The organism is Bordetella sp., from assembly GCF_057362025.1.
Window position 1 is genome coordinate 1 of sequence record NZ_JBMQQZ010000105.1, and the last position, 16,299, is coordinate 16,299.

The window sequence follows — 16,299 nt, forward strand, 5'->3', positions numbered from 1 at the left end:
CGGCCAGCGCATCGACCTGTTCGGCGCGCAGCTGCACGAGCTGCCCGACATCTGGGAAGCGCTGATCGCCGCCGGCTTCGAGACCGGGCACGCCTATGGCAAGGCCACCCGCACGGTGAAGTCCTGCGTCGGCAGCACCTGGTGCCGCTACGGCGTGCAGGACAGCGTCAGGATGGCGCTGGACATCGAAAACCGCTACAAGGGCCTGCGCGCGCCGCACAAGCTGAAATTCGCGGTCTCCGGCTGCACACGTGAATGCGCGGAAGCGCAGAGCAAGGACGTCGGCGTGATCGCCACCGAAAAGGGCTGGAACCTGTACGTGTGCGGCAACGGCGGCATGCGGCCGCGCCATGCGGAGCTGTTCGCCACCGATCTGGACGACGCCACCCTGATCCGCTATATCGACCGCTTCCTGATGTTCTATATCCGTACCGCGGACAAGCTGCAGCGCACGTCGGTATGGCGCGACTCCCTGGAAGGCGGCCTGGACTACCTGAAGGCCGTCATCGTCGAAGACAGCCTGGGGTTGGCCGCCGAACTGGAAGCGCAGATGCAGCTGGTCGTCGACCGCTACGAATGCGAATGGGCGAACGCGCTGAAAGACCCGGAAAAACTGAAGCGCTTCCGCACCTTCGTCAACGACCGGCGCGCCGACCCGGACATCCGCTTCGTGCAGGAGCGCGGCCAGCCCCGGCCGGCGCGGCCGGATGAAATCCGCGCCATCCCCATCGTCGAGGAGATCGCCTGATGCATGCATCCGATAACCCCCAGGCCGGCTGGCGTCCCGTCTGCCACCGCCGCGACCTGGTCGGCAACTCCGGCGTCGTCGCCCTGGTTGACGACGCGCAGATCGCCCTGTTCTACGTCCCCGGCAACGAAGGCCAGACCCTGTACGCGATCGACAACCGCGACCCGAAGTCCGGCGCCAACGTACTCGGCCGGGGCATCGTCGGCCATCTGGGAGGAGAGCTGGTGGTGGCCTCGCCCCTGTACAAGCAGCATTTCCGCCTGCGCGACGGCCTCTGCGTGGAATATCCCGAACACCGACTGCGCACCTGGCGCGCGCGGTTCAATGGGGATGTCGTCGAAACGCTGGCGGATGCCGCGTTCTAGGCCCCGGCGGCGCTAAGGCGCGCCGCGCGGCGCGCCCGTCACGAACAACAGGCGCAGCCGGCTGGCGTAAACGACGCGCGCGTCGCGCGGCAGCCGGGCGACGGCTTCGCCCTCGTCGTCGCGCGCAACCGCCACGAAAACCCGGCCCCCCGCCGGCGCGATGACATCGCCCAGCCGCTCCAGCGGGACGGCCCGCGCGGTGCCGCGCGTATAGAAACGCCCGGAAAACGGCACGCGCCCGACAAAGTAAAGGGGCTCGCCTGGCGCCTGCATGGAAGCGGCCTTGGCCACCAGGTCCTTCTCCGTCTTGAACCGTTCGGGGCTGAGGATCGCCGCCAGTGCCACCACCGCGAAAGCCAGCGGCACCGCCGCCGCACAGGCCAGAATGGCCCTGCGCGTGGCCGGCCGGGATGCGGCGGGCACGGCGGCGGCGATCAACAGCGCCACCGGCGGCAGCGCCGGCAGCACATAGGTCCAAAGGATGTTGCCCGAGAAAGTAAAGAACAGCGGCGTCGCCAGCGACCAGGCCAGCAGGTAGGTCCAGCGCGTGTCGCGCAGGACCGCGGGCAGGCGCTCGCGGACGGTGGCCCAGCGCCGGCAGCGCCAGGCAAGCGCCAGCAACCCCACGATGCCCCAGGGCAGCGACGCGACCAGCCATTGCAGCCAGATGGCCCCGTAGGCGCTGTCATGGGCCGAGCCGTACATATCGCCTTTCCACCCGGGATCCACGAAGCGGTAGAAGTGCTCGCCCAGGATGAAATAACGCAGGAAGCCGGGCGTCTTGAGCTCCGCGGCGACATACCAGGGCAGCGCCAGCACGGCGACCAGCAGTATGCCGCCGGCCCAGGGCAGGCGCCGCGCGGGGCGCGCATCCGCGGGAGCGAAGAGCCGGCACCACAGCAGCCAGGGAATAATGGCGCCCGCCACCAGGACCACGGCGACCGGGCCTTTCGCCAACAGTCCGATGGCCAATCCGGCGAAGAAGGCATAGCCCCAGCCCCGCCCCGCCGTATGCCGCGCCAGCAGGAAAGACACCATGCTCAAGGTGACGGCGAAGGCCAGATAGGGATCGGTCAGCACCGCCCCCGCCGTCGCCGCCGGCAATAGCATCGTGCTGAAGATCAGCAGCCACCACACCGCCGCATCGCGCGATATCATGCGGCGCGCCAGCACATGGCCCAGCCATAGCATGCCGATCATGGGCGGCAGCGATGCCAGCCGTATGGCCAATTCCGACAGGCCGAACATCTTGATGAACAGCGCCTGCATCCAGAAGGCCAGCGGCGGCTTGCCCCAGAATGGCACGTCCGGCGCGAACCAGGGCGTAATCCAATCGCCCGATTCCGCCATCAGCCGGGCGATCTCCGCATAGCGCGGTTCGGACGTATCCACGAAGGGCATCGCCGCCATGGCGAACAGGCGCAGGGCCCATATACCGGCCAGTGCCGGCCAGACCATTCGATCGACGAACCCCATAAGCGCTGCCTCCCCGCATCGCATCGTGGAGGCGTAGTATCGCCGTGGGACACGACGGCTGCCAAGGGCAACCGGCCGGAACGGTCAGCTCACACGGCTGCGCAGGAAGGCGGACATGCGTTCGGCGCAGACCACCAGCACGAACGTCATCACCAGCAGGAACGAGACTGTCTGGTATTGGAACAGGTTCATCGCCGTCAACAGTTGGAAGCCGATGCCGCCGGCCCCGACGAAACCCAGTACCAGCGAGGACCGCAGGTTCTCGTCGAAGCGGAACAGGCTGATGCCCAGCAGCGAGGGCAGCACGCCCGGCACCACCGCGTGCGTGAACACCTGCATCCGGCCCGCGCCGGTCAGCGTCAAGGCCTCGACGGGGCCCATATCCATGTCCTCTATCACCTCGGCGAAAAGGCGGCCCAGCATCCCCACCGAATGAACGGCCAGCGCGAGCGCCCCCGGGAAAGGCCCCAGCCCGACCGCCGTCACGAACAGCAGGGCCCACACCAGGTCGGGCACCACCCGGCATACGCCGATTACCGTCCGCGCCGCGACGTACAGCGGCCGCGATGGCGTCACGTTGGCGGCCGCCAGCACGGCCAGCGGGAAGGCCAGCATTACGCCGAACACGGTGCCGAAAATCGCCAGGTCCACGGTTTCCAGCGCCGGCTGCAGGCTGGGCAGGAACTGGTCGAAGGCGGGCGGCAGGGAGCGCGCAAGGATGTCGGCCATGCCATGCACGCCGGTGATCAGGTCCTGCGGCCGTGCCTGGACCACGATGCAGGCCTGTACGAACACGGCAATCAGCAGGATCGCCAGCAGCGCCGGATAGACGGTGCGCGTCCGGGACAGGACGGGGGACGAGCCGGAAATGGGCAGGACGCGGGACATGGATGGCAATCAGGAAGCGTAGAGGCTGGAGATGCGCTGCATGGATACCCGGGATACGGGATCGTCGAACTGCATGCGGCCGCGCCGCAGGCCCACCAGGCGGTCGGCGTACTTCGTCGCGAGCTCCGGCTGATGCAGGACGCACACCACGGCAAGCCCGTCGTCGGTGGACAGGCGGCGCAACAGGCGCATGACTTCGTCGGCAGCTTCCGGGTCCAGGCTGGCGACGGGTTCGTCGGCCAGCAGCACATGGGGCCGCTGCGCCAGCGCGCGAGCGATGGCCACGCGCTGCGCCTGGCCGCCGGAAAGCGTGCCCGCCCGCTGGCTTGCCAGGTGCAGCAAGCCCACTTCATCCAGGAAACCCAACGCCGGTTCGACCTCGACGCGCGGTATCCGGCCGAACATCGAGGCCAGGGTGCGATGCCGTCCGAGCGTGCCGGCGCAGACATTGGCCAGAACGCTGCGGCGCTTGACCAGGTTCGCATTCTGCGAAATCAAGGCGATGGGCATGCGCGCTGCCCGCAGCGCCTTGCCCGTCAAACTCGCGAGATCGCGCCCGGCAACTTCGACCGAGCCGCCGGTGGGCCGGTTCAGGCCCACCACGCACTTCATGAAGGTCGATTTGCCGCAGCCGTTGCTGCCCAGGATTACCACCATCTCGCCGGCCCGCACCGACAGGTCGAAGCGATCCAGCGCCAGATGCCCATCGGCATAGCGCATCGAGAGCTCGCGCACCGTCAGGCGTCCGTGGCGATCCGCGGCCATGGGCCGCTCGAACGTCGAGGGGCCCGGATCGGAGCCCAGCAGCGCAGCGTCCAGGGCCATTTCCATAGGGGTTGCGTGTCCGAGGCTCATAGCTTGGTCAGGTCTATTTTCAGCGTCGATACCAGGTCGCGGATCAAGTTGTAGGAATCGTCCGTCTGCGGCACCGTCTTCAGCGCGGGGGTCGCGTTGGCGGCCAGGAACTTCTGGTCGGCCTCGGGCAACTCGCGGAAATCCAGCGATTGCAGGACGGAGGTCAGCCTGGCCTTGAAATCCGCCGGCAGGTCGCCGCGCACCACCAGCGGATCCAGAGGGATCTCATCGGACTTCCACAAGGTCACGAAGCCCTTGGGATCGTATTCGTTGTGCAGCTTGGCGCTGGAAATCTCTTCGCTGTTCAGCTCGCCGGATTGCACCTTGTGGTTGCGCAGTGCCTCGTAGGAAGCGGTATGGCTGCCCGCGTAGATCGCCTTGACGCCATGATCCGGATCGATACCGTTCTTGCGCAGGCCGTAGGCCGGAAACAGGTGGCCCGAAGTCGAGGCAGGATCCGAATAGGCAAACGATTTGCCCTTGACGTCGGCGATCGTGGCGATGCCCGAGCCGGGCCAGGTCACGATCGAGGCGTAATACGTCGCCGGCTTGCCGTTCGGGCCGACGAAACTGGCGACGGCCTGCGCCTGCGCCACCTGGTGCGCCAGGACGTAGCCCAGCGGGCCGAACTGCGCGAACTCCAGCTTCTTGTTGCGCATGGCCTCGATCTCGGCGTTGTAGCTCGTCGCGAGGTAGAGCGTCACATCGCAGCCGATCTTGCTTCCTATCAGCTTCGCCAGGTCGGTATACACGGGCAGCAGGCGCTGCGAGGACTCGTAGGGCTCGACACCGAAGCGGACGGGACCATCGACGGGACAGGTGCCGGCGGCGTGCGCGCCGTTGGCAAGGCCGCAGAAGAGCGCGAGGGTGGCGGAGATTTTCAGGAGTTTCATGATGGGCGGGGAATGGACGGGTGGAGTAAGGCAATGGCGAATCGCGATCTACTTTAGGCGCGGAAAATGATGGCAAGGTGACAACGTACGGTCATACGTCTCATATATATTCCCGCGCGCGCGCGGGCCGACACGAAACCGCAACATTCGCCACGCGGCAGCCGCATCGTCAGCCGCCGCGCCTGTGCAGCAGCACCCTGGCCAGGATGTTGATGGCCAGCACCACCGCCACCACCAGCACCGCCGCGGCATAGGCGAGCGCATGCGCCGAAGGAAACGGCTGGTTGATGAAACTCCAGATGACATAAGTCAGGTAACCGATGGGTTCCTGCGTCAGCCTGCCGGTCCACAGATAGTTGGACCACCCGACGGTGTAGATCAGCGGCGCGGTCTCACCCACCGAGATCGCCAGCGACAGCAGAATGCCGGTGATGACGCCGGAGCGCGCGGCGGGAAGCAGGATGCGCAGCGTGGCGACGTACTCCCGGCAACCCAGCGCGTACGCGGACTCGCGCAGCGCCGGCGGATTCTGGCGCATGGAAAGCTCGGTGAAGCGGACGATGTAGGGCAGCACCAATACGCCCAGCGTGATCACGCCCGCGAGGACGGAGAATTGCCAGCCCAGCCAGACCACCATCGTGATGTAGCTGACGTAGCCCAGCACGATGGAAGGCACCCCCACCAGCACGTCCGCCAGGAAGCGCACGATGGCGGCCCATGCGCCGTGGCCGTGCTCGGCCAGGTAGATGCCGGCCGCCACGCCGGCGGGAGCGGCCCACGCCAGCGCACCCAGGCTGAGCACCAGCGTGCCTTCGATCGCATTCAGCAGGCCGCCGCTGATGCCGTTCGTGACTTCGGTGAAGACGCGCCAGGTCAGCGCGTCGGCGCCACGTGCGAACACCGTCCACAATATGCTGGCCAGCGGAAGGACCACCAGCGCGAATGCCACCAGGCACAGCAGTGTGAAGACGGCGTCGCCACGGCGCCGCGCGGGCGCCATGGCGGGGAAGCGCTCACGCGTCGGCGCCGGCGAGAGCGTGTCGGGTAAGAAGGCGTGCGATGACATTGACGATGACCGAAATGACCAGCAGCACCAGCGCGATCTCCGCCAGCGACCGCACGGCCATGCCGCTGGGGTCCTGCAGGGCGCTGTCCAGCTGCGAGGCGATGAAAGCCGCCACGCTGGTGATGGGGCTGTAGAGGGTATTGGGCAAATAGTTCAGCGCCCCGCCGCTGACCATAAGCACCGCCATGGTCTCGCCCAGCGCCCGCCCCATGGCCAGCATCGCGGAGCCGATCAAGGGCACGCGCACGGCCGGCAGCAGGATCTTGCGCACCATTTCGGTCCGCGTGGCGCCCAGCGCCATGGTCGATTCGCGCAGCTCGCGCGGCACCCGCTGCATGGCTTCCAGCAAGGTACTCGAAATGACGGGCAGCACCATCAGCACCAGGACCAGGCCCGCCGTCAGCAGGCCATAGCCGGAGCCGGCACGCGCCGACAGGAACGGAACGAAGAAAAAGACCTTGGCGATCAGGGGCGCGATGTTTTTGTAGACCAGCGGCGCCAGCACTTCCAGGCCCCACAGGCCGTAGACGACGCTGGGAACCATGGCCAGGACCTCGACGATCTGCGCGAAGACATGGCGCACCGCCGGGGGGGTGTACTCGGAGACGAACAGCCCCACCCCGATCCCCATGGGCACCGCGACGGCCAGCGCAATGGCGGAGCTGGCCAGGGTACCCACGATAAACACCCAGATGCCGTAATGCGCGCCGGCCGGGACCGCCTGTCCATCCCGCATCACGGGATCGGCGTACAGATTGCCCAGGCTCCAGGTATCGGAGACCAGGAAATGCAGGCCATTGAAGCGGATCGCCGGCCACGCATAGACGGCCAGGAAGACGAACAGGGACAGCAGCGCCAGCGGCACGAGCGCGGCGAAGCATCCAAGACCGGTACGGAAAAATCGCATGAAAGGACGCCGGCGCCGCCCCGCGCGGATGACGCCGCGACGTCATCCGGCATGGGCGGCTGATGGGCAGCTACCGGATCTTCAGGATCTGGTCGCGGCTCAGGTCGGCAATCTTGGACGGCAGCGGCACGAAGCGCACGGCGTTCAGGTATTGATCGGAGTTGCCGCCGGTCGCGCTGATGCTCCAGTTCAGGAACTGCTTCAAGGCGCTGGCGGCGGCGGCGTTGGCCTGGTGCGTATTGACGATGGCGTACTCGTAGTTGACGATGGGATAGGAGTTCTCGCCCGGTGCGAAGATCAGGCTCAATCGCTCGTCCTTGGGCGTTTTCGCGGCCATCGCGGCGGCCGCCGCATTGACGGTGGCGGTGGTCGGCAGCAGATACTTTCCGGAATGGTTCTTCAGCATCGCGGTGCCCAGGCCGGCCTCGTCGATCTGCTGGTGGAAGCTCACCCCGATATAGGCGATGGAATACGGGGTTTGCTGGGCGGCCTGGACCATGCCGGGGTTGCCGTTGGCGCCGACCGCGCCCTGCACGGCGGGCCAGCTCACCGACGTGCCGTAGCCGGCGGCATTCTTCCATGCCGGCGTGGTGAACGCCAGATACTGCGTGAAGAGGAAGGTATCGCCGCTGCCGTCGGCGCGATGGATGGTGACGATGGGGTGATCGGGCAGTTGCACGCCGGGATTCAGCGCGGCGATCTTCGCATCGTTCCAGTTCTTGATCGAACCGTCATAGATGCCGGCCAGCACCGGCCCGTCCAGCTTCAAATGCGTGCCGTTCAGACCGGGCAGGTTGTAGTTCACGGTCTGCGCCGAAATCGCCAGCGGAATGTTGACGATGTTCGCGTTCTGCTTCATCTGCGCATCGCTCATGTATGCGTCGGAAGCGCCGATCTGCGCCACGCCCGAGATCGCCTGTGCGATCCCGGTACCGCTGCCCGTCCCTTGCGTGGTGATCTTCACATCGGGATTGGCTTTCGTATACGCGGGCACCCACAGATTGAACAGCGGATACAGCAGCGTGGAGCCGGTTTCCAGCAGGTTGGCCTGGGCGGCGTGCGCACCGCAGCTGACGGCGAGGGCGGCCGCGGCGATCAGCGGCTTGAAAGGAAGGCGTCGTGTGGTCGTCATGTCGAGCTCTCTTCGTTTTGATGGATGCCGGCGCAACAGGCTGGCCATGAATCGAGCGCAACTTCAACACGAGCCGATGACGAGTCCGTGAACTTTTGTTTTCACAAAACTGAATCGTCCGCCGGCCGGCGTAGCGGTCCCCCGCGATGCGCGCGTCCCGAAGGGCGCGCCGCGAAAAATGGAGATTTATTGAAGATCGGCGTCCCGCCCCTCCCGCGCCTTCCCTCGCGGCAGCGATCGCTACTGGGTCAGGTGGCTGGACAGCTTGTCGACGGTGGCCTGCGCGCGCTTGACGGTCGCGGCGAATTCCTCCGGCGAGCTTCCCACCGGCTGGATCAGCAGGGGCTGCAGCACTTTCTGCACTTGCGGATCCCTGGCGGCCAGCCGCATGCCGTCCGCGATCCTGCCGACGACGGCATCGGGCGTCTTTGCCGGCACGAAGATGCCGTACCAGTTGTTGGTGAAATCCACGTCGCCCAGGCCGCTCTCGGCATAGGTGGGGACATCCGGGACTTCCGGCAACCGCTTGTCGCTGCTGAGCGCCAGGATTTTCATGGTGCCGGCCTTGTGATGCGGCACCACGGACGAGAGCCCGGTGACAACCATCGTGACCCGGCCTCCGATGATGTCATTGACGGCTGCCGACGTGCCGGCATAGCGCACGTTGGTCATGTTCTTAAGGCCCATTTTCTCCACCAGCCCCGTCCCCGCCAGCAAGGTAAACGGCTCGCCGCTGGCCCAGCTGCAGCGCGCGGCATTCTTGGCGCAGGCTTTCTTCAGATCGTCGATCGTCCGGATATCGGTCCCGCCCTTCACGACGATGCCGGTGGGACCCGATGCCAGCATGCTGACGGGACGCAATTCCACCAGCGGATCGGCGTCCATTGCCTTGTTGATGTACTTCAGCGCCGCGATGGCCGGGATCGAGATGAGCAGCGTGTAGCCATCGGGCGCCGCCCGCATGACCTGCCGGGTGGCGATCATGCCGTCCGCGCCGGGCTTGTTCTCGACGATGACGGGATGCTTCCAGTACTGCGACAGGAAGTTCGCGGCGGCGCGCGCGATATTGTCGCTGCCCCCGCCCGGCGAATACGGCACGACCAGGGTCACGGGCTTGTCCGGAAAACTGTCCGCCTGGGCCTGTACCGCCGTACCGATGAACCCCAGCGTGGAGGCGATGAGCGCTGCGATGATCCGTTGCTTCATGGTTTGTCTCCTATAAGACCCTAGACGGCATAGCGGGATTCTTCCCGCGCGATACGATCCAGGCCGACGAAGCCGTTGAAGTCCTCGAAGGACGTCAGGCGGTCCGCGATGGCGTTGGTGGAGCATCCTTCGCGCATGAAGGTCTCCATCATTTCCTTGACGGCCTTGTGCATGGCGAGCATGGGTTCGACCGGACACAGCGCATAGTCGAAACCGATATCGTGGACCTCCTTCAGTGACAGATAGGGACTTTTGCCGGATCGCACCATGTTGAACAGGATGGGTTTGCCCAGCGGCTTCAGCCGGCGCACGATCTCTCGCATCTGCTCGACGCTTTCCGGCGCGTCGGCGTACAGGCCGTCGACGCCGGTCTCCGAATACGCCTCCAGGCGATCCAGCGCATCGGCAAGCCCCGTGACGGCGATCGCGTCGGTGCGCGCCACGACAAAGAAGTTCGGGTCGGTGCGCGCGTCCAGCATGGCGCGCAGCTTCTGCGTCATCTCCTCCTTGGAAACCAGCTGCTTGCCGGCGAAGTGCCCGCACCGCTTGGGCACTGCCTGGTCTTCCAGGTGCAGGACTGAGGCTCCGGCCTCTTCCCAGAGCTGGATGGTGCGCTGCGCATCGAGCACACCGCCGTAGCCGGTATCGGCGTCGGCGAACACGGGGATGCTGGTCACGCGGCAGATGCGGCGGATATGGTCGAACATCTCCGTCTGCGACAACAGCCCCACGTCCGGCTTGCCGGCCACGATGGCCGACGCGACGAAACCGCTGACATAAATGGCCGGCGCGCCGGCCTGTTCGGCAAGCATGGCGGTCACGGCGTCGTGGGCGCCCATGCAGACGAACGGCGGTTTCCTGAGCAGTTCGCGAAATCTTTCAGAACGGGTCAAAGCAGTCTCCTCGTCGTGGTTCTTATCCGGGACGGCATCCCGCCGCCCGGCTCGGGCCGCCGTGGCACCCCTACCGCGCCGGCGTACGCGCGTGCCCGCCAGCGCGGGCACACATGCCATGCCTCAGTTCTTTCCGGCTGCCTTGCCGCGGACCTCCACGCCCGCGGCCTGCTCGGCCAGCCGCACGATCTCGGTCATGTCGGCCTGGTCGCCCAGGCGCGCCACCGCGTCATCGAGAAGGTCGCGCACGGCGCGGCCGACGCGCAGCGGTACGCCGATCGCCTCGCTTTCCGCCAGGCACAGGCCGACATCCTTGGCGGACAGGCCCATGGCGAAACCGAAGCCGAAGCTGCGGCTCAGGACGTACTTCGGAATCTTGTCTTCCGACGAGTTGCTGCGACCCGAGCCGGAATTGATGACCTGCACCATGATGTCCGGATCCAGTCCTGCCTTGACGCCCATCACCAGCGCTTCGGACGTGACCGCCAGCGCGGTCACCGAGACCAGGTTGTTGATGACCTTCATGGTCTGCGCCAGGCCGGGCTGTTCGCCGATGTAGAAGGACTTTCCCAATACTTCCAGCACCGGACCCAGCGTATCGCACGCCTCCTTGGGCCCGGATAGCATCAAGGCCAGGGTGCCCTTGGCCGCACCACCGATTCCCCCGCTGACCGGGCAATCCACCGACGCGATCCCATGTTCGCCCAGGCCTCGCGCCAGGCGCTGCGCCGCCTGGGCGCCCGAGGTCGAAAGGTCGACGACGATGCGTACCGCCTTGCCATGCATCAGCCCTTCGGCCCCCAGCGCGACCTCGGTGACGATATCCGGTTTCGGCAACGAGACCAGCACGATGGACGCCGCGTCGGCCACCGCCCGCGGCGTATCCGCCGCGCGGGCACCCAGCGCCACCAGGGTCTGTACCGCGTCGGCCTGCCGGTCGTGAATCGTCAGCGGAAAACCGGCTTCCAGCAGGCGCCGCGCCATGGGTGCGCCCATGCGGCCGATGCCCACGAAGCCCAGGTGGGGTTTTGCCTTATCGTTCATCGTCGTCTCCATTCAGTGCGATAGGTAGAAGTGCTTGCGCCCGCGGGACCGCGGCGCCATTCATGCAGGCGGGCCGCTCACGCGGCCGTCCAGCCGCCATCGACGGGCAACATGGCGCCCGTGATGTCGGCCCCGGCCGTCGAACACAGCAGCATCGCCATCGCGGCGACGCTTTCCATCGCCACGAAACGGCCGGTGGGCTGGCGTGCCCGCAGGTAATCCGACGCCGCCTCCGCCTCGGAAATGCCGCGGTCGGCGGCAATACCGGCGATCCGCTCCACGATGGGCGGCGTCGGTACCGTGCCGGGCATCAACGCGTTGCAGGTCACGCCGGTACGCGCGGTTTCGATGGCGATGGCGCGCGTCATGCCGATCAGCGCCGTCTTGGTCGTGATGTAGGCGATCCTGTCCTGGGTGGCGCCGGCCCCATAGACCGAGGACATATTGACGATGCGGCCCCAGCCCCGTTCGCGCATTCCGGGCAGGGATAGCCGCACGGCATGAAAGGCCGCCGACAGATTGACGGCCAGGGCCTCGTTCCACTGCTCCGTGCGCAGCTGGTCCACCGGCGCGAAATGCCGGACCACGGCGTTGTTCACCAGGATATCGATACCGCCCAGCTCTTCCTCGGCCTGGGCCATCATCGCCTCGATCTGGCCGACGTCGGTCAGGTCCGCGCGCGACAGCCGTACCCGCGCGCCGGTTTCGCGCGCCAATCGATCCGCCGCCGCCCGCGCCACCTGCGGCGGTTCGAGGCCATGCAGGACTACGGCGGCGCCCGCGGTAGCGAGCCGGCTGGCAATGGCGTGGCCCAGTCCCGCGACCGACCCGGTCACCAGCGCACGTTTGCCGCGCAGCGATGGCGCAAGCGCCTCATCGTTCTCCATGATCGTTTTCGTCTCCAGCGGCCCGTGGCAGAAACCCGGGCGAATCGATGTTCTGGTTCAGCAGGACGGTATGATTGTATTACCGAAATGACATTCCAGTGATATATTCAGTCAATCATACAATCATCCAAGATAGCGCACCGATACGCGCCGCGGGGCCGGCGATCCGCAGGCGATACCACGCCCGTCCCGCGCACCTCTCCATGGAGCAGACATGTCGCACGCATCCCGCCTGGACCACTTCGGCCCCCTCACACGGGACATCGCCAGATTCGGGGCGGAGTGGCGCTGGGAAGACATCCCGGAGACGGTGCGCCATGAAGCGAGGCGTTCGCTGTTGAATTACTTCGCGGTGGCGCTGGCCGGCGCGACCGACCCCACTCTGGACATCGCCGCCCGCGTCTTCGCGCCGTTCAGCGCCGGCCGGCAGGCCGATATCATCGGACGCGGCAAGCGCACCGATATCCTGCACGCGGCCAGCTTGAATGCGATGGCGGCCAACGTCTTCGATTTCGACGACACGCACCCCGCCACCATCATCCATCCGACCGCGCCGGTCGCGCCGGTGGTCTTCGCGCTGGCGCAGTGCAGCCCCATCACCGGCGCGCAATTGCTGCACGCTTTCATACTGGGCGCGGAAATCGAATGCCGCATGGGCAAGGCGCTGACGCTGGGCCACTACACGCGAGGCTGGCATATCACGTCGACCTGTGGGGTATTCGGGGCGGCCATCGCCGCCGCCCGGCTGCTGGGGCTGGATCCTTGCCGTACCGCCTGGGCCCTGGCCTGCGCCGGCAACCAGACCGGCGGCCTGGTAGAGACCCTGGGCACGATGGCCAAGAGCATTGCGGTCGGCAATGCGGCCCGCAACGGCCTGCTTTCCGCGCTGCTCGCGCGCGAAGGCTACACGGGGCCCGACCAGCCGCTGGAAGGGCCGCGCGGCGTCCTGCAGGTGCTGTCGGATTCCCCGGACCCGGCGCAGCTGAACGGCGAACTGGGCCAGCGCTGGGAGCTGGGCGGCAACACCTACAAGCCCTACCCTTGCGGCGTCGTGCTGAACCCGGTGATCGAGGCTGTGCTCGCCCTGCGCGGCGACCCGGAGCTGGGCGCCGCCGGCCTGGCGCGCGTGGCGCGCGTGGACCTGCACGGCCACCCGCTGCTGCGCCAACGCACCGATCGCCCCGGCGCACGCACGGGGCGGGAATCGCAGGTCAGTGCCCAGCATGCCGTCGCGGCCTGCCTGCTGCATGGGCGCGCCGGCCTGGCCGAGTTCTCCGACGCCGCCGTCGCCGAGCCGCGCGCACATGTCCTGGACACGCGGCTGCACTTCCACGACGACCCCCACTACGCCATCGATGCGGTGGAAGTCCGCATCGCGCTGGACGACGGCCGCACCTTCGCGCATCGGGTCGCCGCGGCGCGAGGGTCGGCATCCAACCCGCTTGCCGACACGGACCTCGAACGCAAGTTGCGCGAGCTCTGCGCCTACGGCAATACCGGCTGCGACCCGCAAGCCATCATCGATGGCGTCTGGGCACTCGAGCGGACGGCAGACGCCGGCAGCCTGATGGCGCTCGCCGCCGGAAGGCCCAGGGGGCCGGAGGCCTGAGGTACGGGCGCGCATGCGAATGTTCCCGCAATTCGCCACGGCGGAAGCGCGGGGCTCTTCGACTTACCGGGCAGGAAAGGAAACGCGAAAATTCCGATCGCGCGGCCTGACCGGACAGGCGGCTGCCGCTAGCGGCCGGGGCGGCCGGCGGGTGGGCGCAGCCGGTCCAGCCGCAGGCGGTCGCGCGTATCCGTCAGTCGCCGCATGGCCGCGTAGGCGGCGCCCATGGCGGCCAGCGCGCTGGCGCCGCACAGCAGGAACATCAGCAGGATCTGGTATTTGGCGGCTTCCACGGGATCCATCCCGGCGATGATCTGGCCGGTCATGATGCCGGGCAAGGTGATGATGCCGGCGGCCGACATCTGGTTGACGCTGGGAACAATGCCGCGCCGCACCGACTCGCGCAGCAGGCCCGCGAACGCCTGCCGCGCGGATGCGCCCAGCGCCAGCCTGGCCTCGATGGCTCCGCGCTCGCGCCGCACGCCGGACAGGATGGTATCCAGGCTCAGGCTTGCGGAATTCAATACGCTGCCCAAGACAATCCCGACCAGCGCGATGCTGTAGCGCGGGTCGTACCAGGGATCGGGCCGCATCGCCGTATGCAGGACGAACATGGCCGTTACCAATGTGGTGGACATCACGGTAAGCGCCGCGACGACGCCGTTGCCGTGCCCCTTCATCCGGATCGCCGGCCGCGCGGCGACTTCGCGCGCGGCAAGGGCCATCATGACCACGCCCACCAGGACGGTCAGCCATGCCGATGCATGCGCGAACACCAGGCGCAGGATATGCCCGACCAACAACAGCTGCACGACCGTCCGCGCCGCCGCCCACAGGACCTGCCCGTGCAAGGCCAGGCGCATGCCCATGGAGATCAGCGCCGCCAGCGCGACCAGGCATGCGGCAAGCGCGATATCCGAGGCGCTCAGATAAATGACATTCATCCGGCCTGCTCCAGGCGTCCCTGCCGCATACTCCAGAAATGCGTGGCCACGCGCCGCGCCTGTTCGGCGCTGTGCGTCACCCATAGCACGGCCGCGCCATCGCGCCGGCAGGCTTCGATTTCCTGTTCGACGCGCAGGGTGGACTGCGCGTCCAGCGATGCGGTCGGCTCGTCCAGCAGCAGGACCGCGGGACGCAGCAGCAGCGCGCGTATCAATCCCAAACGCTGCCGTTCGCCGGTCGATAGGTCGTGCACCACGGCATCCAGCTTGTCGGGCGACAGCCCCAGGCGCGCCATGATGGCAAGCGCCGCGGCGCGATCGGGAAAATGGGACGCGACCTGTTCATGCCACCATCCCGCTTCCGCCTGGCAATACATCACTTGCCGGCGCCATTGCGGCCCCGACATCCGCGAACGGTCGACACCGCGCAGGGCGACCGTACCCTGGCCGGGATCCAGGTCGGCGATCAGGCGCAGCAGCACGGATTTTCCGGACCCGGACGGGCCCAGGACGGCGTGGCAGTCACCGGCTTCGCAACGCAGGTCCACCGGCGACAGGCGCGGGGACGAAAGCTGAGTCAGTTCCAGTAACGGCATGCCGGGGATCATACCCCGGCGAAAGGCCCTTCGATGAAGCGCGGCGGCCTCGAAAAGCGGCTGTGGCGCAAATCGATTCGGCGCGGCCGCGTGCGCAATGGGCCGCGCCGCCCCGGATCAGCCGCGATGGGTCTCCGCCATCTTTGCCAGGGCGACCGTTAGTGCGGCACCGCCCAGGGTCTTGATCAGGCTGGCGTGCTGCGCATAGAAGGCGCTCATATGCTCGACGATGTCCGGGTTGTGCTGCTCGGCGTGGGCGGCGATCTGCGCCACCTGGTCCGGCGTGACGGCCGCTGCCTGCTCGGGCGTGACCGTCGGCGGCGCCCCGCCTTCGGCCGGTGCCGCCTGTCCCAGAAGGGAAGCGAGCCCGCCGCCGGCGGCCCCGCCCATGAGCGAGGCCAGCGCCGTCGGCCCCATGCCGCTCAGCAACTGGTTGAGAATGCCGGCCTGTTGGGTCCCGTTGGCCTGGCCGAACAACTGGGCCACCGTCTGCTGGAAGGGCGGCGTCGCATCGGAATGGAACATGGCCGCCAGCCCCTGGCTGAGCAGGTCCGGCGGGGCCGCCTGCGCGGCTTGCTCGAAATGATCGGACACGTCGCCGGCGGCGGCGTTCGCGCCGGCAGGGACGGTGGTGTTGTTGCCACTGGCGGCGTTGGCGAATTGCGCGAGCAGATTACCGAGATCGAAAGCCATGATGGTCTTCCTTCAAGAGCAGGCCGCGGCTGCGTCCGCCGGCTGGCCAGAGGGAAAAATCTCGCCGGGAACCGTCGAAAAAATCATGTCGATTCCC

General features: G+C 67.2%; 16 protein-coding genes and 1 pseudogene. 3 read left to right on the plus strand and 14 right to left on the minus strand.

Features of this window, described 5'->3' with window-relative positions:
- Together ACO1P8_RS23995 and nirD are read left to right on the plus strand one after the other, a co-directional pair.
- Positions 1–748, plus strand: a pseudogene (locus tag ACO1P8_RS23995) (nitrite reductase (NAD(P)H)); the annotation flags it as partial.
- Positions 748–1,113 (plus strand): nitrite reductase small subunit NirD, encoded by a 366-nt coding sequence (gene nirD / locus ACO1P8_RS24000; protein WP_486298354.1) that lies wholly within the window; start codon positions 748–750, stop codon positions 1,111–1,113. The pseudogene ACO1P8_RS23995 and the gene nirD, both read left to right, overlap by 1 nt.
- Positions 1,114–1,125: 12 nt before the next feature.
- On the opposite strand, the gene ACO1P8_RS24005 is transcribed toward nirD, so the two are convergent.
- The 11 genes from ACO1P8_RS24005 to ACO1P8_RS24055 all read right to left on the minus strand — a co-directional run bounded on the left by ACO1P8_RS24005 (position 1,126) and on the right by ACO1P8_RS24055 (position 12,360).
- On the minus strand, positions 1,126–2,589 hold the full coding sequence (locus ACO1P8_RS24005; RefSeq protein WP_486298355.1) for an ArnT family glycosyltransferase: 1,464 nt from the start codon (positions 2,587–2,589) through the stop codon (positions 1,126–1,128).
- An 84-nt stretch (positions 2,590–2,673) separates the two neighbouring features.
- Entirely contained in the window at positions 2,674–3,477 is an 804-nt protein-coding gene (gene phnE / locus ACO1P8_RS24010) for a phosphonate ABC transporter, permease protein PhnE (protein ID WP_486298356.1), read from the minus strand.
- A gap of 9 nt (positions 3,478–3,486) precedes the next feature.
- On the minus strand, positions 3,487–4,308 hold the full coding sequence (locus ACO1P8_RS24015; RefSeq protein ID WP_486298357.1) for a phosphonate ABC transporter ATP-binding protein: 822 nt from the start codon (positions 4,306–4,308) through the stop codon (positions 3,487–3,489).
- 20 nt (positions 4,309–4,328) lie between these two features.
- Entirely contained in the window at positions 4,329–5,225 is an 897-nt protein-coding gene (locus tag ACO1P8_RS24020; RefSeq protein ID WP_486298358.1) for a phosphate/phosphite/phosphonate ABC transporter substrate-binding protein, read from the minus strand.
- A 169-nt stretch (positions 5,226–5,394) separates the two neighbouring features.
- Complete coding sequence (gene pstA / locus ACO1P8_RS24025) at positions 5,395–6,291, minus strand: phosphate ABC transporter permease PstA (protein ID WP_486298359.1); 897 nt, start codon at positions 6,289–6,291, stop codon at positions 5,395–5,397.
- Entirely contained in the window at positions 6,239–7,198 is a 960-nt protein-coding gene (gene pstC / locus ACO1P8_RS24030) for a phosphate ABC transporter permease subunit PstC (protein ID WP_486298360.1), read from the minus strand. Before pstC ends, pstA begins: the two co-directional genes overlap by 53 nt.
- 70 nt (positions 7,199–7,268) lie before the next feature.
- Entirely contained in the window at positions 7,269–8,330 is a 1,062-nt protein-coding gene (gene pstS / locus ACO1P8_RS24035) for a phosphate ABC transporter substrate-binding protein PstS (protein ID WP_486298361.1), read from the minus strand.
- Between the two features lie 240 nt (positions 8,331–8,570).
- Positions 8,571–9,536 carry a Bug family tripartite tricarboxylate transporter substrate binding protein gene (locus ACO1P8_RS24040; RefSeq protein ID WP_486298362.1) on the minus strand — a complete coding sequence of 322 codons (966 nt, stop codon included), beginning with the start codon at positions 9,534–9,536 and terminating at the stop codon, positions 8,571–8,573.
- A 20-nt stretch (positions 9,537–9,556) separates the two neighbouring features.
- Positions 9,557–10,429 carry an isocitrate lyase/PEP mutase family protein gene (locus tag ACO1P8_RS24045; protein ID WP_486298363.1) on the minus strand — a complete coding sequence of 291 codons (873 nt, stop codon included), beginning with the start codon at positions 10,427–10,429 and terminating at the stop codon, positions 9,557–9,559.
- Positions 10,430–10,552: 123 nt separating this feature from the next.
- A complete protein-coding gene (locus ACO1P8_RS24050; RefSeq protein WP_486298364.1) occupies positions 10,553–11,473 on the minus strand; it encodes an NAD(P)-dependent oxidoreductase in 921 nt (306 codons plus the stop codon).
- Positions 11,474–11,550: 77 nt separating this feature from the next.
- A complete protein-coding gene (locus ACO1P8_RS24055) occupies positions 11,551–12,360 on the minus strand; it encodes an SDR family oxidoreductase (RefSeq protein ID WP_486298365.1) in 810 nt (269 codons plus the stop codon).
- A 214-nt stretch (positions 12,361–12,574) separates the two neighbouring features.
- Between ACO1P8_RS24055 and ACO1P8_RS24060 the strand changes: the two genes are divergently transcribed.
- Entirely contained in the window at positions 12,575–13,969 is a 1,395-nt protein-coding gene (locus ACO1P8_RS24060; protein ID WP_486298366.1) for an MmgE/PrpD family protein, read from the plus strand.
- A 128-nt stretch (positions 13,970–14,097) separates the two neighbouring features.
- Here the strand turns inward: ACO1P8_RS24060 and ACO1P8_RS24065 are convergent, their stop codons facing one another.
- From ACO1P8_RS24065 to ACO1P8_RS24075, 3 genes are all read right to left on the minus strand, one after another.
- Entirely contained in the window at positions 14,098–14,913 is an 816-nt protein-coding gene (locus tag ACO1P8_RS24065; protein WP_486298367.1) for an ABC transporter permease, read from the minus strand.
- The gene (locus tag ACO1P8_RS24070; RefSeq protein ID WP_486298368.1) at positions 14,910–15,509 is read right to left on the minus strand and encodes an ABC transporter ATP-binding protein; all 600 of its coding nucleotides are present in this window, start codon (positions 15,507–15,509) and stop codon (positions 14,910–14,912) included. The genes ACO1P8_RS24065 and ACO1P8_RS24070 overlap by 4 nt, the downstream gene beginning before the upstream one ends.
- A 117-nt stretch (positions 15,510–15,626) precedes the next feature.
- Positions 15,627–16,202, minus strand: coding sequence for a hypothetical protein (locus ACO1P8_RS24075; protein ID WP_486298369.1), 576 nt, complete (start codon positions 16,200–16,202; stop codon positions 15,627–15,629).
- Positions 16,203–16,299: the final 97 nt, after the last annotated feature.